The 18,596-nt window shown below is 58.9% G+C and carries 14 protein-coding genes; 3 read left to right on the plus strand and 11 right to left on the minus strand.

Features of this window, described 5'->3' with window-relative positions; genetic code table 11:
• Positions 1 to 120 precede the first annotated feature (120 nt).
• Positions 121 to 1,956: an excinuclease ABC subunit UvrC gene (gene uvrC / locus ACYU70_RS19305; RefSeq protein ID WP_460616079.1), complete on the plus strand. Its 1,836-nt coding sequence runs from the start codon at positions 121 to 123 to the stop codon at positions 1,954 to 1,956.
• A 72-nt stretch (positions 1,957 to 2,028) separates the two neighbouring features.
• On the opposite strand, the gene porN is transcribed toward uvrC, so the two are convergent.
• The 10 genes from porN to lipB all read right to left on the minus strand — a co-directional run bounded on the left by porN (position 2,029) and on the right by lipB (position 12,540).
• Positions 2,029 to 3,000 (minus strand): type IX secretion system ring subunit PorN/GldN, encoded by a 972-nt coding sequence (gene porN, locus ACYU70_RS19310; protein WP_460616080.1) that lies wholly within the window; start codon positions 2,998 to 3,000, stop codon positions 2,029 to 2,031.
• A 58-nt stretch (positions 3,001 to 3,058) separates the two neighbouring features.
• On the minus strand, positions 3,059 to 4,660 hold the full coding sequence (gene porM / locus ACYU70_RS19315) for a type IX secretion system motor protein PorM/GldM (RefSeq protein WP_342300469.1): 1,602 nt from the start codon (positions 4,658 to 4,660) through the stop codon (positions 3,059 to 3,061).
• A gap of 53 nt (positions 4,661 to 4,713) precedes the next feature.
• Entirely contained in the window at positions 4,714 to 5,487 is a 774-nt protein-coding gene (gene porL / locus ACYU70_RS19320) for a type IX secretion system motor protein PorL/GldL (protein ID WP_342300467.1), read from the minus strand.
• Positions 5,488 to 5,596: 109 nt separating this feature from the next.
• Entirely contained in the window at positions 5,597 to 6,616 is a 1,020-nt protein-coding gene (gene porK, locus ACYU70_RS19325; RefSeq protein ID WP_198069399.1) for a T9SS ring complex lipoprotein PorK/GldK, read from the minus strand.
• A 249-nt stretch (positions 6,617 to 6,865) separates the two neighbouring features.
• On the minus strand, positions 6,866 to 7,864 hold the full coding sequence (locus ACYU70_RS19330; protein WP_342300463.1) for a PorP/SprF family type IX secretion system membrane protein: 999 nt from the start codon (positions 7,862 to 7,864) through the stop codon (positions 6,866 to 6,868).
• 185 nt (positions 7,865 to 8,049) lie between these two features.
• Positions 8,050 to 8,868 carry a uroporphyrinogen-III synthase gene (locus ACYU70_RS19335; RefSeq protein WP_342300460.1) on the minus strand — a complete coding sequence of 273 codons (819 nt, stop codon included), beginning with the start codon at positions 8,866 to 8,868 and terminating at the stop codon, positions 8,050 to 8,052.
• 75 nt (positions 8,869 to 8,943) lie between these two features.
• Entirely contained in the window at positions 8,944 to 10,137 is a 1,194-nt protein-coding gene (locus tag ACYU70_RS19340; protein ID WP_342300458.1) for a DUF4271 domain-containing protein, read from the minus strand.
• Between the two features lie 14 nt (positions 10,138 to 10,151).
• Positions 10,152 to 11,234: an MraY family glycosyltransferase gene (locus ACYU70_RS19345; RefSeq protein ID WP_342300456.1), complete on the minus strand. Its 1,083-nt coding sequence runs from the start codon at positions 11,232 to 11,234 to the stop codon at positions 10,152 to 10,154.
• A gap of 56 nt (positions 11,235 to 11,290) precedes the next feature.
• Positions 11,291 to 11,710, minus strand: a complete 420-nt coding sequence (locus ACYU70_RS19350; RefSeq protein ID WP_342300455.1) for a hypothetical protein — start codon at positions 11,708 to 11,710, stop codon at positions 11,291 to 11,293.
• A gap of 11 nt (positions 11,711 to 11,721) precedes the next feature.
• Entirely contained in the window at positions 11,722 to 12,540 is an 819-nt protein-coding gene (gene lipB / locus ACYU70_RS19355) for a lipoyl(octanoyl) transferase LipB (RefSeq protein ID WP_342300453.1), read from the minus strand.
• Positions 12,541 to 12,702: 162 nt separating this feature from the next.
• On the opposite strand from lipB, the gene ACYU70_RS19360 reads away from it, so the two are divergent.
• Positions 12,703 to 13,062, plus strand: coding sequence for a YraN family protein (locus ACYU70_RS19360; protein ID WP_342300451.1), 360 nt, complete (start codon positions 12,703 to 12,705; stop codon positions 13,060 to 13,062).
• 5 nt (positions 13,063 to 13,067) lie between these two features.
• On the opposite strand, the gene ACYU70_RS19365 is transcribed toward ACYU70_RS19360, so the two are convergent.
• Entirely contained in the window at positions 13,068 to 14,123 is a 1,056-nt protein-coding gene (locus tag ACYU70_RS19365) for a toxin-antitoxin system YwqK family antitoxin (protein ID WP_342300450.1), read from the minus strand.
• A 199-nt stretch (positions 14,124 to 14,322) separates the two neighbouring features.
• On the opposite strand from ACYU70_RS19365, the gene ACYU70_RS19370 reads away from it, so the two are divergent.
• Positions 14,323 to 18,354 carry a DUF7948 domain-containing protein gene (locus ACYU70_RS19370; RefSeq protein ID WP_342300448.1) on the plus strand — a complete coding sequence of 1,344 codons (4,032 nt, stop codon included), beginning with the start codon at positions 14,323 to 14,325 and terminating at the stop codon, positions 18,352 to 18,354.
• Positions 18,355 to 18,596 lie beyond the last annotated feature (242 nt).

Raw genomic sequence — 18,596 nt, forward strand, 5'->3', positions numbered from 1 at the left:
GAACCGAACCAGTTGCCTTCCGCACTTTCGGCCGTGCCGTGTGTGCCTGCGTACTTCTGCCTGAACAAATACCCCTCGTCCCAGCGTTAAGCAACACCCCCTCCTACCCCGCAATACCTCATGGCCGCCAACCCCGAACTGCAAGCCCTCATCAACGCCCTGCCCCACAAGCCCGGCGTCTACAAGTATTTCGACGACGAAGGCATCATCTACGTGGGTAAGGCCATCGACCTGCGCAAGCGCGTGAGCAGCTACTTCACCAAAAACGACCACAACAAGAAAACCCAGCAACTGGTCCGCAACATCAAGCGGCTCGAGTTTACCATTGTCGACAGCGAATCCGATGCCTTCCTGCTCGAAAACAACCTCATCAAGCAGCACCAGCCCAAGTACAACATCCTGCTGAAAGACGGCAAAACCTACCCCTTCCTCTGCCTCACCAACGAGCGGTTCCCCCGCCTCATCCCCACCCGTAACAAGATTAACGACGGTTCGCGCTACTACGGCCCCTACGCCAACGGCACCGCCCTCAACGTCCTGCTGGAGCTCATCCGCGCCCTCTACCCGCTCCGTACCTGCAACTACAACCTGAGCGCCGCCAACGTCGAAGCCGGCAAGTTCAAGCCCTGCCTGGAGCTCCAAATCGGCAACTGCAACGCGCCCTGCATTGCCAAAGAGGACGAAGCCACCTACAACACCTACATCCAGCAAATCCGCAACATCCTCAACGGCGACCTGCGCATTCCCAAGCAGTATTTCCGCGAGCGCATGAGCGCCGCCGCTCAGGATATGCAGTACGAGCTGGCTCATGCCTTCAAGGTTAAGCTCGATAAGCTGGAAGCCTTCCAGGCCAAGTCCACCATCGTCAGCGACACCCTCACCAACATCGACGTGTTCGCCATCGCCAGCAACGAGAAATCGGGCTTCATCACCTATTTAAAAGTGATGAACGGCAGCATCATCCTCACCCAATCCCTCGAAGTCACCAAAAAGCTCGACGAGGACGACGCCGAAATCCTCGCCCCCCTCATCATGCAACTCCGCCAGGAGTTCGAAAGCGAGTCGAAGGAAATCCTCACCAACGTCCCCGTCGCCCTACCGCTACCCGGCACCACCCTCACCGTCCCCCAAATCGGCGACAAGCGCAAGCTCCTCGAACTAGCCATCAAAAACGTGCTCTACGCCCGCAAGGAGAAGGAAAGCATGAACGAGAAGAGCAAGGACGTGAACGAGGTCCGCATCATGGAAACCATCAAAAAGGACCTGCGCCTCACCGAGCTCCCCAAGCACATCGAGTGCTTCGACAACTCCAACTTCCAGGGCGATAACCCCGTCGCCGCCATGGTCTGCTTCCGCAATTCCAAGCCGAGCAAGAAAGACTACCGCCACTACCACATCAAAACCGTCATCGGCCCCAACGACTTCGACTCCATGTACGAAGTCGTCACCCGCCGCTACCGCCGCCTTGTCGACGAAGGTGCCAGCCTTCCCCAACTCGTCATCGTTGACGGCGGCAAAGGCCAGCTCAGCATGGCCGTCAAAGCCCTGAAAGACCTCAACCTCTGGGGCCAGATTGCCATCATCGGCATCGCCAAACGCCTCGAAGAAATCTACGTCCCCAACGACCCGCTCCCCATCTACATCGACAAACGGAGCGAGTCCCTGCGCCTCTTCCAGCGCATGCGCGACGAAGTGCACCGCTTCGGCATCACCTTCCACCGCTCCCGCCGCGACGCCGGCACCCTCAAAACCGAGCTCACCGACGTCAAAGGCCTCGGCCCCGTCACCGCCGACAAGCTCCTGAACAAGTTCAAGTCCGTCAAGAAAATCCGCGAACTGAGCGAGTCCGAACTAATCGCCGAAGTCGGCAAAGCCAAAGCCAAAATCCTCCAAACCTACTTCGCCGAAAACGAAGCCCCCTCCCACCCCATGCCCCCCCGCCAACTATCGGCTTAGGAAAACATTAGTAAACGAAAAAGGCCACCGCATTGCTGCAGTGGCCTTTTTCGTTTTAGTAACCGAGTGAGGCTAGAAGCTCCACAGGTTGTATTCGTACTCTACCAAGTCAGCAGCGGTCTGCTGAGCAGCCAGGATTCCCTGCTGAGCACCACCGTAAATGTCATCCAAACGGCTGTCGCCAGCGTTCGATACCTTGGTGATGTAGGAGTTGAACAACCACAACTCAAACGCATCAGCGAGGTTCTTGTGCTGCGCATCATTCTCCGCGTTAAACCAGATGGCATTCTGCGGATTGTTGCGGAATACTTTCACCAAGTCGCTGTACTTGAAGTAGCCAATCGGCTTCTCAATACCCGAAGTGTTGGCGGGCAGCGTCGAAGGAACAAAAAGACCAATGGACTTAATGTCGTGATACATCCGCGACCGTTTCTTGTCGAAAATCATATCCTCTTTCAACTCCATCTCATACAGGTCCTTATACCGGTACAGGTTGGCGGGAGGGGGAGGAGGAGCTACCGGAGCAACGGCTACAGTTTCATAGATGGTTTTGCCCTTCTTGTCCTTCATCGGCTTGCCATTGGCCCCAATCTTGGGCTGGCGAACCGTTTTAGCACCAGTGGTTTTCTTTTTAGGAGCACCCCAATCATCACCGCCACCGCCCAGGTCAGCCTGGCTGAAACCAGCCGCCTTTTCCTCGTCGCTCAGTTTCACGGCTTCGTCGGCAAACGACATGTTGCCGGAAACCTCCGTCGGTGTCAAAGTAGATGTCAGCGAATCATTCTTGAATGCCTGCAATTCGCCACGCTTCACTGCCTCCAGAATCACCCGGCTGATTTCTTTGCCTTCGGAGAACATGGGCTTGTTCTGCTTCTCGCGCAGGTCTACCTGCCGCCAGATGCTCTTGCGGAACATTTGGTCCGACGGCGGAATCGGCCGGTGCGAGCCCGTGCTGCTCGCCGTAGTTGCTTGCTCTTGGGCCGAAGCCGAGAGGGAAAGCGACAGGCCCGCCGCGATGGCGGCCAAGGTGTGAATGGATTTCATAACGGGCAAAAGCAAATTGATTTTAAGATAGTTCGCTAACGTGACTACAGCGTAGATATTATAGCAGCGGGATGTTGAACTGTTTCGAAACGCTCACCGGCTCCACGTTGCCCTGGAAGGTCTGACGCTGCACCTCTTTCACTTCGATGTACAGACGGTCACCGTCGCGGTAGGCATTCACCACATCGCTCAGGTCAGCCTGCGGGCCGGTGATAGTCTTCGTCGGCAAAGCAGGACGACGACCACGTACCAGCGTCACTTCGTAGCGCGACACGCGGAACTTCGCGTCATCGGGCAGGAAGGTAGCGAAACCAGCATCCGGGATAGCGCGCAGGTTCAGCGAGCGAACAGCCGTACCGGGGGTACCCTGCTTCTCGTTGGCCTGACGGCCGCCTACCCAGCACTCGATGGTGGGCTTAGGAATGGGACGCACCTGGAAAGTCTGCGAGCCAATGGCATTGCCACCGCTGCTAACGTTCAGGGTTACTTCTTTCGAGTTCGGAATCAGCGTCACATCGCCAACCTTCGCACCCTGGATAGCCGAAGCACCCGAAGCCGAGAAGCTAGGCTTGTACTGAGCACCCAAAGCAGGCACCGAAACGTTCAGCTTGTTGCCGCACTTGAAGTACAGCGCCTGCACCGAAGCCGACTGAATCTGCATCACCGGCTTGGTGATGGTGTAAGGCACTTTCACTACGAAAGTGGTGTCGCGGCCATTCTGGTTGAATCGAATCCGACCTTCCCACGAAGCCTTAGCGTTACCGGAAGCATCGAAGTTACCCGGACGAGCCGTGAATTCCACCTTGCCGTGGCCATCGGGGCCTACCGTCAGCGGGCTGCCATTCAGCGTCATTTTCTGCTGCAGGCCGGTGGCCGAAGCAGTCAGGAAAAGCTCGGCTTTGTATTTCGTGCCAGCAGCTACCGTGTTCGACTCAGCGCTAGCGAAAGCACCGATTTTGTCGAACGAAACGATTTTGGCACCTACTTTTTTAGCTTGCTCCGAAAGGGCATCAGCTTCCAGCTTCAGCACAGCGGTTTCCTTCTGCGACAGCACTGCCAGGGCAGCTACCAGCGGCGTATTCTCAAAGTTCAGCTCAGCAAAGTCCTTGTTGCGCTGCTCCATAGTGGTGTGCTCCTTGGAGTTGATGATGCGCGAATCTTCGCGGCCGTCCAGTGCCAGCGGGGTCGCATTTGGCACGTAGGTTTTGATGAAGGTCGAGTAGTTATTCAACTCTGCCTTCAGCGGATAGGCCAAGCCATTCTTTTTGCCGCCCAGCATGATGGGCATCACTTTGTTATTGGCATCCGGGTCTTTAAAGTCGGGCGAGCCCTTCACGTTACCCGTGCCAGCGATGAGTTTGTCACGAACGTCCTGCAGATAAGCAATCATTGCCTTCGTTTTGGTCCGAATTTCTTCGCTTTGCTTCAACACGGTCACATCGCTGGCCATGTTGTGGTTCTTGTCCACTGCCGCCTGAATACCTTTCACGGTATTATCAGCCGCCAGATTCGTTTTGCCATTAACGTCAATCAAGCTGTCGTCGATGAACTTGAACTTCAGCAGAATCGCTGAGTTCACTTGGAGCGCCAGAAGAGCGGTTAGCACGAGGTACATCATGCCAATCATCTTCTGCCGCGGGGTTTCTTTTCCGCCTGCCATTATCTGTTTCCGCTAAAATTGGATGAGAACTATCTGATGCGCTGAGTCAGTGCTTAGGCCTGGGCCGGGGCACGCATGGCGTTCAGCATGTTGCCGTACACCCGGTTCAGCGACGTCAGGTTGCCCGTCAGGTCAGATACTTGCTTCTGGAATTGCTCGGTGTCTTTGCCAGCCTGGGTCATGTTGTCCATGGCCTTGCTCAGCGTACCGTAGAACTGGTTCATGGACTTCAGGTGCGTGTTGGCATCCTGCAATTCCATTTCGTACACTGCGTTCAGCGCGCCCAGGTTCTTGGTCACGTTCTGTACCTGCATGTGGTACTCTTTGGCATCCGAAGTAGCATTCGACATGGCCGAAATAGCTTCTACCGTGTTGCCGTAAGCAACGTTGATTTTGTCGAGCGAGTCAGCAGCCGAACGCACTTTCTTGGTGTATTCGTCGGTCACGTTAGCAGCTTCGCCCAGTTGCGACATCTGCGAAGTGGTGGTGCTGAGGCGGTTCAGGCCCTGGCCCAGGCTGGTGAGAGCCTCGGGAGTTACGTTAGCATTTTTCAGCATATCGTCCAGCTTCATCGTCAGGCCTTTGGCATCGTTGGCACCACCTACCTGGCGGCTGCTGGTCGACGGGTCGTAACCATCGTTCAATTCCGGGTACACCAATGCCCAATCGGGCTCGTGTGCCTGGGGCTGGAATGCGCTGAGGAAGAAGATAACGGCTTCCGTTCCCAGACCCACAATCAGCATGATGTCGGCACCCTGCCAGTGTTCAATTTTGAACAAGGCACCAACAATTACAACTGCTGCACCGATGCCATAGATTTTGGGCATCAGCGAATCATAAAGAAAACTTTTAGCTGCCATGAGGTTTAACGATTGAAAGAGGTTGAAGAAGGTGTGGGGGAGGGTGGTTAAAAGGTGGCGTCAGCCGTTTGAAATCTTAGTTGAGGGAGCTGTTCGTGCCCATGCCGATTTGAATCATCGAGCAACGGAAGCCGATGTAGGAACGAGCCGAATCCTGGTATTCGAAATTGCGGGTACCGGTTTCGAGGAAGTACGCAATGTCTTTCCACGAACCACCACGCACTACTTTGCGGGGCTCGTTGTCGTCCGGGTTGGTGGGGTTCAAGTCCCAAACCACCGGCACCGAAGCCTCCATGTAGGCATCATCGCACCACTCCGAGACGTTGCCGGCCATGTCGTACAGGCCAAAGTCATTGGGGAAGAAGGAGCCTACTTCCGAAGTGTAGGCGAAGCCGTCAGAAGCATAGTCGCCACGGCCGGGCTTGAAGTTAGCCAGCATGCAGCCCTTGCTGTTACGCAAGTAAGGACCACCCCAGGGGTACGTAGCCAAGTCACGACCGCCGCGAGCGGCGTACTCCCACTCAGCCTCGGAGGGCAGACGGAAGTTCGGGTCAGCAGCGGAGCCGGTTTCTTCGCGGGCAGCGTTGCGGAACTTGGTGCGCCAGTTGCAGAAATACTTTGCAGCAAACCAGTCGACGCCGACTACGGGATAGTCATCGAAAGCGGGGTGCGTGTAGTAGTACTCCAGCAGTGGGTCACCCATATGGTAGGTGAAGTCGCGTACCCACACCGTAGTGTCGGGGTAGAGCTCGGTCATCACGTACTCTTCGCCCAGAACATCCAAAGAGTCCTGTTTGATGGCATCGACAAACTGGCGGTATTCGTTGTTGGTAATCTCCGTTTCGTCCATGTAGAAGCCGGCGATGGTTACCTGCTTGTTCATGTTCACCATCGACGCGGAAATGTCCTGGTCGGTTTGGCCCATGTGAAACGTGCCTCCTGGGCAGGGTACCATTCCAAATGGCACTTCCTGAGGATTAAAGAACGGACGGTCTTCGGAACCAACGAGGTCACCCGTAGGGCCTTTGCCAAATCCACACCCGCCTAATAATGCCCCGGAAATAGCGAAAAGGGATAGTGCTAGAAGCTTGTTCATGAGAGTTAGAAATTCTGTTTTAATTGCCGATACCGCTAAAGTACATTTGGATGGGCTGGCAAATCTACACTTTTTTAGGTCGCGGTGCAATACCTGCCTTTCGCAAAAGGCGACCAAATTGAGGGTAAACACGCTGAATAGCGTAAATAACTCGGTTAATCCGTTTTATTCTCTGCGAGGCCGACTAAATTTTATCCTAACTGAATAGGACAATGCTCATCCTGAGTACAAGATAAGAAAATAGGAGAATTAGAAGCTATAACGAGGCGTGCGAATGGCTGGCCGGGTATTAATCGTCGCTTTGGGCAAGCGGTAGGAGAGCATAATTTCGTGCGAGCTGAACGCACGGGCATCCTGGTTGAAGGCAATGAAGTCGAACGCATAGCCCAGACGCACGGCGTTATCCTTTGCAAAGCTTAAGCCAAGAAGTCCCGAAACGGATTCCTCGGTGCGATAGTTGGCACCAATCCAGTACTTGTCATCAATGGTGGCACGAACGCCACCTTCGAAAGAGTAGTTCTTAGAGTTGTTGAATTTGCTTGAGCTGGAGAAATCGCCCGGTAATACTGCTTTCGCGAGCACCATCGGAGTCACTACAACGGAAGAAGAGGCCTCAATATTGTAGCCGGCCGTGAAGTAGGCGTGATTCTCCGCGATGTACTTGCTGGGAGTGCCTGCATTGCCGGCGCTTTTGAAGGAATACTCCGAGCGCAGCAGGTTGTTGACACTGATACCGGCGTAGAACTTCGGCGACTCGTACCAGATGCCAGCACCGGCATCGAATTTGCTGTCGGAAGCGCCGCTGGGCACGTTCACGTCATTCGCATCGATGGCGATATAGGTGCCTTTGCTCAGGTAGGTGTAGATGCCCTGGATGCCGAAGCCCAGCTTGCCCGAACCCAGCTTGACGTGCTGCGAGTAAGAAAGGGCCGTATTGGTCATTTTCGACTGGCCTACCTGGTCGTAATACACGGCCAAGCCTACCCCGCCGTTGAGGGCCAGAACGGGCAGCGAAACCGTCACCATACCTGTGCGCGGCGAACCGTTGTTGCCGTCGAAGGTGCCGTTGTAGTTGTAGTACTGGTAGCGGCCGATGAGGTTAACCTCTCCTTGGCCTTTAATACCGGCGTAGGCCGGGTTCAAATACATGCCATTCAGGCCGTAGTGCGTGAACTGGGGCTGCTGTTGGGCAAGCGCCGAGCCAGCCGCAGCTGTGAGCAGCAGAGTAACGAGTAACGTTCCTTTCATAAGGCGGGGTGGTGATGGTGAAAGAAGAGGGAGGTGGATGTGCAAAAAGTGCGGGGTGGGCACAATGTAGGAGAACAGCTTCCAAATGTAAGGGAAAAACCGTCTTTAAAAAACTTGGCCAAAAAAAACCGGCGCAATGATGGGTTGCGCCGGTTCTCAGTTGCTTACGCAAACCCCTTATCGGGTTATGCGTTTTCCGCGCTGGCTTTCCCAACATCGGTTTGGGCGTGCCGCCGAATGTAGGCTTCGATGGCTCCAGTCATGGAAGGCGCGTTGGGATGGGGCGCTTCAATATCGAGGATAAGGCCGGCATCGATGACGGCTTTGGCCGTGGTGGGGCCGAAGGCGGCAATGCGCGTGCCTTCCTGCACGAAATCGGGGAAGTTGATGAAGAGCGAACTGATGCCGGAAGGGCTAAAGAACGCAATGCAGTCGTATTTCACATCCGACAGGTCGGACAAGTCGCTGGCCACGGTGCGATAGATGACGGCCTCCGAAAACTTGAGGTTGTTGGCACGCATGAACACCGGCAGGTCATCCTTGCGGATATCGGAGCAGGGGTACAGGAACTTTTCGCCCTTGTGTTTCTTAATGACGTCGAACAAATCGGCGGCTGTGCGCTCGCCTACGAAGAGCTTGCGCTTGCGCAGGACGATGTACTTCTGGAGGTAATTCGCCGTCTGTTCGGAAATACAGAAATATTTCATTTCTGCCGGCATCTCCAGCTTGGCTTCCTGACAAATCCGGAAGAAGTGGTCGACGGCATTGCGGCTCGTAAAGATTACGGCCGTGTACTCCAGAATATTGATTTTATCCTTCCGAAAATCCTTGTAGGATACGGGCTGAACGTCAATAAACTCCCGGAAATCCACTTTAATACCGTATTTCTCGGCAATGGAAAAGTAAGGGGAAACGTCGGTGGTGGGCTTGGGCTGGGTAACCAGAATGCTGCTTATGCGCTTGGCATGCCGGCCTGTGCCCGGCTTATCTGCACTATCGGCCATACAGGTAGGAAAGGGTAATGCTTAGGACAATAAGAGAGACGAAAGGAGCTGAACGAAACTGCCGGATGAAGACAATCAATACGTAAAAACTATAAGTTTAAGTAAAACCAGTAAAGGCAGTACTTCAGTAGCACAAAGATAAGCAAACAAATGTAGATTCAGGAGGGAGGCGTAATGGTGCAGGGTGCGGGCCACCCGTAGCACCGCGCCGACCAGCAAAACACCGATGGCTGCGCTAGCAGCCCAAGCTACGGTGTGGGGCCAGTTGCCGTTGAGGCTGAGGTAGAGCAGAAGCACCAGCGGCAGAAACAAGCCGGCCAATAAGGTGGTGCGCAGAAACTCGCGGTATTGAATATCGGCTAAGGGCTCCAGACCAAAGATGTAGCCCATTATTTTGACATACAAGTACTTGCCAAAAACAAAGGTGGTGATAACGGCCGTGTAGAGCAGCACCCGGGCCACGATGGCAGTTTCGGGCACATCGAAGAAACGGCGGAGCAGAGGGAGGTTTTGCAGGTCGGTGTGGATGGCAGTGAGCAGCAGCGCAAACGACAGTGCGAAGAGCAGAACCAGCAGTAGGTTGAGCAGCGAAAAGGCTGGCTTGGTCAGGAAGGCTTGCTGGTCGCTGTTGCGGCCGAATAGCTCATCGAGCTGAAAAATGCGCGCCATACCGGGCTGGTAAGTGGTGCGCACGGCACCATAACACAGGCCCAAGACGAGGAGAAAACCTAAGTAAACGTTCTGGCCCTGGGGGCCGGGCAGGCGGGGCTGGGCCTGGCCGATACTGGCTTTGGCGGACGGGCTGGTGCCGGCGGGGGTGTTGCTCACGCCCGAGAATGAGGCCAGGGCCGGGGACCCATCGGGCTGCCATACGGCGAGCAGGTGTTTGCCGGAAGAGAGATTGGCAGGCAGCAGCCGGGCCAGGTCGAGCGAATAGTTACCAGCCTTGCCAGCCGTAAATACTAGCTGATTATCAATAAATAAGCTCAGACCACGCTGAGCGGCAAAGGACAGCGGGAAGGGCTGCGTGTGGCTGACGCGCACCCACTGGTAATAGGCATGGGCCGGCTGGTGATAGCCGGGCAGATAGAAAATGAGACGGTTGCGGCCGGCATCGTGGATTAGCCAGTCGGCGGAGAGGGATGTGGGGGAGGCCGGGGGTAGCTGGCGGTACTCGCTGGCACGCACGGGGCCAGAGCTGGCTGCGAAAGCCAGCCACAGACCGATGGCCAGCAGCCACCGCATGCGCCACGAGCCTGGGGTTTTCATCTATTGAATAGCGGCTAATTGCTGCTTTCGGCGGCCAGCAGCTGGCGGCGGGAAATTCGGCTTTGGTACACCCCGAAGAAGATGCTCAGTAGGGCGGAGAAGATGGCCAGCGCGATAATGAGCACGGTATTGCCGAGGTAGGCGAACTGGATGACGGAGAGCGTGACTAGGATATTGAGCAGGCCCAGCAGCAGCACGGTGCTGATTTGCTGGAAGCCCATGGCCAGAATGCGGTGGTGAATGTGGTTTTTATCGGGTGAGAAGGGCGACTTGCCGGCGGCCATGCGCAGGGAGAACACGCGTAGCGTATCGAACAACGGCACAAACAGGATGCCCACGGCTACTGACGGTGCCGAGGAGCCGAAAGGCTGGCCGACCCGCAGGCCCATTTCGATGAACTGGATGGCCAGCACCGACACGATGAAGCCGCAGACGAGCGAGCCCGTGTCGCCCATGAAAATAGGGGCGCGGTGGAAGTTGTAGCGCAGGAAGCCCAGCAGGCCGCCGATGAGGCAGACGGCCACGTAGGCATAGTTGCTGTAGCTGGGCCCGCCGTATTGGTAGAAATAGTAACCAAATGTGCTGCAGATAATTAGCACAATAGTGCCGGCCAGGCCGTCGAGACCGTCGATGAGGTTGATGGCGTTGGTGATACCCACAATCACGAAGAAGGTGAAGGCGTAGCTGATGCCCACCGGCAGCGTGCCGATGCCGAGGATACCCTGGAAGCTGGTGAGGCGCACATCGGCCATTATCATGACGATGCCGGTGGCCAGGAGCTGGCCCACAAATTTTTTGGAAACGGACATTCCCACCAAATCATCCTTCAAGCCCACGAAAAACAGGATGATGCAACCGGCCAGCAGCTCCTTCACGCCGTTTTCGAGGGGTGCGAAAATGGTGAGGGCCGACATGAAGCCTGCGAACACGGCCACGCCCCCCAGGCGCGGCGTGAGCGACTGGTGCACGGTGCGCCCGTTGGGCGTATCGAGCATATTCTTGAGGTGGGCAATGTAGATGATGGACGGCACCGCGAACAGAGACACCAGTAGCGCCCACATCCAGGAAAGGCCCAGTGGAATATTAAAATGACTCATAGACAATACAGTAAAAAGACAGAGAGCAGCGCCGGCCAGCCGCCAGCGCAACACGTTTAGCTATGCAGCACGCCCACGCGGTCGAGCAGGGCGATGTGGGTAAAATTATCGGCCACGATGGAATCAGGCACGAAGATGAATTTTTTGTCGAAGATTTTGGGACCGTGGTAGTAGCTCACCCAGTATTGGTTGTTGAGGTGCAGCAGAGCTGAATCCAAGGGCTCGATGGGTACGGCGGAGTGGGGCGGCACTACCTCGAAAAGGTAGCGCAGGGTGGAAGTCCGGACTTTCTCGCCGTCCTCAGGCTGACTGTAGCCGTTGGCGTTGACGATGACGTTTTCCAGCGGAAAAGCATTGTGATTGAGCAGGTAGACTTGCCAGATGGGTAGGCCGTCGGGCGTGAGGGCATTGTCCTCGGCGGGCACTACGGCCACCGAAACGCCCTCTACGGGGTCAAAAGAAATGTCTTGCTTCACGAACCGTGGATTTATCTGATTTTAACGGATTGTTGATGAGCGTCGGCGGTGGCACCGAGCAGGGCCAGCAGGTGGGGCAGCAGGCGTTCCTGCACTTCGGCTACTGATAGCGGGGCGGCGCTTCCCAATTCCTGGGCCAGGGAGGTTACGGCTTTGTCGGTGATGCCGCAGGGCACGATGTGGCCGAAGTAAGAGAGGTCGGGATTGACGTTGAGAGCGAAGCCGTGGAGCGTGACCCAGCGGCTGCATTTTACGCCGAGAGCGCAGATTTTGCGCGGGTTGGGCGCGCCTTCTTCCCAATCAAGCCACACGCCGGTGAGGCCGGCGATGCGGCCGGCGTTCAGGCCGTACTCGGCCAGGGTGCGGATGACGGCTTCTTCCAGCACACGCAGGTACCAATGGATATCGGGCCGGAAGTTATCGAGGTCGAGAATGGGGTAGCCCACCAGCTGGCCGGGGCCGTGGTAGGTGATGTCGCCGCCGCGGTTGATGCGGTGGAAGCTGGCTTCGTGCGCCGTGAGGGCGGCTTCGTCGAGGAGCAGGTGCTCGGGCTTGCCGCTTTTACCTAGGGTGTAGGTATGTGGGTGCTCGCAGAGCAGCAGGTGGTTGGGGGTAGGCTGCGGGGCTTCGCCGGTGGTTTCGGCGGCGCGGTTCTGGACCTTGATGGCCAGGGTGGCATCCATGAGCTGCTCCTGGAGCTGCCAGGTGGGCACGTAGTCGACCAAGCCCAGGCGCTGCACCTGTACCGAGCGGTTGGGAGCGGGGCGGGCGTCGTCGGGAGCGGCGGCGTCGAGCAGTTGCGGGGGGAACTGTTCTACGAAGGAGGCCATGAGGGAGGGTTGATGAAACAGGATACAAAGGTACTAAGCGCGGCAAGCATTGGCCTGCCCCATTGAATCACTGTTGGTGCGTGCGGGCCAAACCACTAGCTTGCACTGCGGTGCGCTACTCCCCCACTGTCCTGTTTTCACTCCTTCGCCAGCTACCCGCTTATGGCCCACGCTCCCCACGAACTAGGCCAGGCTGGCGAAACGGCGGCCGCTGATTACTACTTGGGCCAAGGCTACGAGGTGCTGGCCCGCAGCTACCGCCACGGCCGGGCCGAGGTGGATTTGGTGTTGCGGCGCGGCACGGAACTGCTGGTATTTGCGGAAGTAAAAACCCGTTCCTCCGGCCAGTTTGGCCCACCTGAGACGTTTGTATCGAACCGCAAAAAGGAGCTATTCCGCCTCGCAGCCACGCACTTGCAGGAAGAGCTGGACTGGCGCGGCGATATCCGATTCGACATTCTGGCCCTGACCTTGCTCAGCCAGGGCTTTCGCATCGAGCACTTTGAGGACGCTTTTTATTAAGGCACCTATCTCCGCTTGGGCTGCACTTTGGCCGGGGCGCGGGGCACGGTGCGGGGGGCCACGGTGGGGCGGTGCTGGCCGGGACGGTCCTCCACGTCGGGCTGGCCGCGCTTGTCGATATTCTTTTCCTTGTCGTAGATGAGGACGGCGTTGCGGTTGTACTCGCGCACCAGCTCGGGCTCGGTCACTTCGGGGTCGTAGCCGGTTTCGGCGTACTGATACTCGTAGCGGCGGCGGCCCCGGAAGCCCCAATATTTGGTCCAGGTGCCCACGCGCTTGCCGTTTTCGAACTGGCCGCGCCAGTCGGGCTGGCCGTTGATGAGGAACTTGGCATAGTCGCCTTCCAGCTTGCCGTTCACGTAGGGCACCACTTCGTTGATGAGGCTGCGGTCTTCGCCATAGTAGCTCACGTTGGCATCGCGTGGGAAGCCCATTTCGTAGTGGGTTTTGCTCAGCAGCACGCCGTTTTTGTCGAACTTTTCCCAACGCAGGTGGCGGGTACCGAGGGCGTAGTAGCCGGTTTCGAGCACCTTGTTGTTTTGCATCACCTTGTAAGGGCCATGCATGATTTTCAGGGTCGATACATCCTCCTGTATCTCCGCCAGCTTCAGGATTTTATGCTTCTTGGTGTCGTAGTAATAATAGGCTGGCGCGTAGGCATTCAGCGGCTTGGGATACTTCAGGTAGTAGAAAATGGCAATTTCCTGGTTGCGTCCCTTGGGTCCTCTCTTCACGAAAGCCCGCTTCATCTTCTCGCCCAGGAAGACGTTCTTCTTCTTCTTTTTTAATTTGCGCTGGGTGTCCTTCTCGGCATCCTTGGCGGCTTTTTCCTGCTCCTTGGTGAGCACCACCTTGCGGGCCGTGCTGAGTGAGGGCTTGCCGTTGAGCGAGTCGCTGGTGCGCGTGAGCGTATCGGCCGCGAGCACGGCCAGCGCGGGCTGCTCGGGGTTGCTGTTGAAAGAAACGGCTTTGCGGGTGCACGCCCACGGCAGCAGCGTGAGCAGCACCAGGGCCAGGACCAGAAAGCGTAGCGGCCGGAGCCACAGACTAATAATACGCATGAATCGCACGGGATATTTTCGCGGCATCAACGCAAAGGTAGGGCGATTTGGTGCCCACGGAGCGCGACGCTGAAACAGAAAAAGCGGGCACTAACTCCGTCGGCGCAGCAGCAGGCAATGAAGCTCCAAGGTACCGCCCGGTATTCAGCAGCCCAACCCTTTATCTTTACCGGTTGCAATTCCTTTCCCCTTTTCTTCAATGAAGCTACTGTTACCCTTAGCGGCCACCTTACTGCTCGGCAACCTGACCGCCAGCGCCCAGGCGCAACCCGCAAATCCACCAGTTGCGGCCACCCCATCCCTCGAATTTATCGAAAACAAAGGCCAGTGGGACGGCCATGCCCGCTACGTGGCCGCGCTGCCCAGCGGCCGCCTTTTCGCCGAAGCTGATGGGCTGACTTTCGCGCTGCTTGATGCGTCCGCCCTGTCTCATCACGGCGCAACTGCCCACCACGAGCCCGCCAACGGCCAGCCCACCACTCCAGCCGACTCAGTGTTTCGGGGCCATGCCGTGACGCTGCGCTTTGTGGGCGCGGCCTCTACTGCCAGCATAACGCCCGCCGAGGCCACCGCCGACCGGCGCAACTACTTCCTGGGAACCGACCCGAAGCACTGGGCGCAGGATGTGCGCGGCTACCATCGGCTGCGCTACGCCGGCATGTGGCCCGGCGTGGATGCGCAGGTGTACGAAAGCGCCGACCAGCAATTAGAATACGATTTCGAGCTGGCCGCCGGGGCCGACCCTACGACCATCGTGCTGCGCCACGACGGGGCCGAAAAGGCGCAGCTCGATGCCAACGGTAACCTGCTGCTGCAAACCAGCGTGGGCCGCATCATGGAGCGGGCCCCGCAGGCCTGGCAAGCCGATGCCGCTGGCCAGCATCGCCCCGTAGCCTGCCGCTACCGGCTGGCAGCCGATGGCACCGTGCGCTTTGCGCTGGGCACTTATGACCGGCAACTGCCGCTGACCATCGACCCGGTGGTGGTGTTTTCGACCTACACGGGGTCGTTTGCGGATAACTGGGGCTTTACTTCGACCTATGATGCGCAGGGCAACCTGTATTCGGGCGGCATTGTGTTTGGGGTGGGTTACCCGGCCAGTCCGGGGGCTTTTCGCACCACGTTTGCGGGCATCACCGACATTGCCATTATTAAATATAACACGGCCGTGAGCGGCACGGCGGCGCGGGTGTGGGCCACTTACCTGGGCGGCAGCAACGCCGACTTTCCCACCAGCATGGTGGTGAACAGCCAGGGCGAGTTGCTGATGCTGGGGGCCACCTCCAGCACCGACTTCCCCACCACCACCGGGGCCATCCAGCGCACTTTCGCGGGGGGGACTTACACCGACCCTTATGGCGGCGGCGGCAATACCAGCTTACCCAATGGTACCGACCTGGTGATAACCCGCTTCAATGCCACCGGCGCGGCGCTGGTGGGCTCGACCTACCTGGGCGGCAGCGGCAACGACGGCGTGCTGTCCTTCGCCTGGTCGCCATCGGCGGGCCAGTTGGTGAATAACTACGGTGATTCCTTCCGGGGCGATATTGTGGTGGATGCGGCTGATAACGTGTACGTGGCTTCGCACACGGCCTCGACCGGGTTTCCGGTGGCGCGGGGCCTGGCGGGCGGCTACCACGGCGGGGCCACCGATGGGCTGGTATTAAAGCTCAACCCCACCCTGACGGCGCTGGTGTGGGGCAGCTTTTTGGGTGGCAGCGGGGCCGATGCGGCTTATTCGCTGCAAGTGGAGCCCGTGAGCGGCGATGTGTACGTGGCGGGCGGCACCACCAGCACCAATTTTCCCACCACGGCCGGCAGTTACCGGCCTACCACGCCCGGCTTCGTGGATGGCTTCGCGGCCCGCATCAGCACCAATGGGCTCAGCCTGAGCCGGGCCACCTACGTGGGCACGGCGGACTACGACCAGGTCCATTTCCTGCAATTGGGCTCCGATGGCGGCGTGTACCTGCTGGGCCAAACGCTGGGCGCTTACCCCCGAACGCCGGGCGCTTTCGGCACCACCAATGGCACCTTGTTCGTGCAAAAGCTGGCGGCCGACCTGGGCAGCAGCCTCATTTCGACCGCCTTCGGCAGCACTGATTCCCGTAATCTAAACCATATTTCCCTCTCCCCCACCGCCTTTCTGGTGGACCAGTGCGACCGGGTGTACGTGTGCGGCTGGGGCGGCGGGGCCAACCAGACCATCGGCTATTCTTACCTGGTTAACAATGGTTCGACGTTTGGCTTGCCCGTAACCGCCGGGGCCATCCAGCCCACCACCGACGGCAGCGACTTTTACCTGGCGCAGTTCACGGCCGGCCTCACGGGACTGGCGTATGGCACCTACTACGGCCGGACTGGCAGCACCGGTGACCACGTGGACGGCGGCACGGCGCGCTTTGACCCGCGCGGGGTGGTGTACCAGGCGGTATGCTCCTGCACAGGTTCAGGCTTTCCGATTCCGGGCGGGGTCAATACTTTTTCGCCCACCAACAACAGCGGCAACTGCAATAACGCCGCCTTTGTCCTGAACTTCCAACCCAACATTGCCAACGCCGGCACCGACCAGACGGTGTGCGCCACGGCCAGCCCGCTGGCCCTGGTGGGTACCCCGGCGGGCGGCGTCTGGGCCGGGCCGGGCGTGACGGGCAGCGTGGCCACGGGCTTCGTGTTCACGCCCTCCACGGCCCTGCTGGGCCTGCAAACCCTTACCTACACGGTGGCCAGCACCGGCATTTGCACCACGGTGGGCAGCCGGCGCATCACGGTGGGCATTCCGCCCACAGTCACGTTTGCGCCGGTGGGCACGGGCGTGTTTTGCCGGGCGGTTTCGGACCCGGTGCTGGCGCGGGTGCCGCTGGTGGGCACCCCGGCCGGGGGCACCTTCAGCGGCCCCGGCGTGGCCAACGGTTTTTTCGACCCCATGGTGGCCGGCGCGGGTACCCACACCCTGACCTATACCTATTTCAACGGCTGCACCGTGGCCCTTACGCAGCAGGTGCGGGTGGCATTCGTGTCGGCCGGGGGACCGCAACGGCTGTGCACGCCGGGGCCCGCGCCGGCTCTGGTGGGCACCCCGGCGGGCGGCACCTGGACCGGGCCGGGCGTGACGGGCAGCGCCGCCACGGGCTTTGTGTTTACGCCCACCGCCGGGCTGGCCGGGGCCAATACGCTTACCTACACCGTCGCCACCACGGCTCCCGGCTCGGCCGCGACGTGCACGGCCAGCAGCAGCGCGGTGTACACGGTGGTGCCCACGCCGGTTATCAGCCTCACGCCCGTGCCGGCTTTGTGCACGGCCACGCTCACGCGCCAGCGGCTGACGGCCACGCCGGCCGGCGGCTACTGGACCGGGCCGGGCGTGGGCTTCGATGCCGCCGGTTACTTCTTCCAACTGCCGCAGGGTCTGGTGGGCACTTACCAGTACACCTACACCGTGGGCGACAGCCCTTGCGCGGCATCGGCGGTGCTGAGCGTGGTGGTGGCGGGCCTGCCCGTGGTGACGGTGGCGGCCGATACGGTGCTTTGCCCCGGCAGCACCACGCCGTTCCGGCTGCGCGGCACGCCGGCGGGCGGCGTCTGGTCGGGGCCGGGCGTGAGCGGCAGCGCGGCCACGGGCTACCAGTTTGCGCCGGCCGGGCTCAGCAGCTTCGCCACCCTGACGTACTCGGTGGCCAATGTGGGCTGCACGGGCACGGCCACCCGGCGCGTATCCATCGCGCCGGTGCCGGACGTGGTGCCGTCGTGGGCTCCCGAAATCTGCGTTGAAACCCGGCTGGCCCCGCTCACGGTGCGCTTCCGGCTGGCCAGCACATCGAGCGTGACTTATACTGGGGTGATATGGGAGTTTGGCGACGGCACCCAATCGACCGAAATCAACCCGCTGCACACCTACGCCACCCCCAACAGCTACCAGCCCCGCCTGCGCACCCGCTACAACCAGGGCCGTTGCGAAACGCTAACCACCCTGCCCGTGGTGGAAGTGAAGGAGCGCAAAATCCCCAACATCATCACCCCCAACGGCGACAACCAGAACCAAACCTTCCAGCTGGGCCCCGATTGCCCGCCCCACCTCCAGGTATTTTCCCGCTGGGGCCAGCCGGTGTTCGAGACCGCCGCTTATCACGATGACTGGAACGCCGAGGGCCAGCCCGACGGCATCTACTACTACCTGGCCCGCTACCCGGACGGCCATCAGCTCAAAGGCTGGGTGGAAGTGCGGCGGTAGCAACAGGCTGGACGAAGCGCGCCAGCCGGTTGGCCTTTTTTGAGCTTTATACATATTATGAAGCAGGGTGCGGGGCTTGCCCCCGCCCGTCGTTGAACGATTTCGCCTGATTTCGTTTAACGGCGGGCGGGAGCAAGCCCCGCACCCTGCTTCATTTTTCGCAAACCATTTCGCGACGACTATCATAACACCATAAAGTAGCGGCGCGAGTATCTGATATGTACGAGCGAGAATTTACTACC

The organism is Hymenobacter segetis, assembly GCF_054776495.1.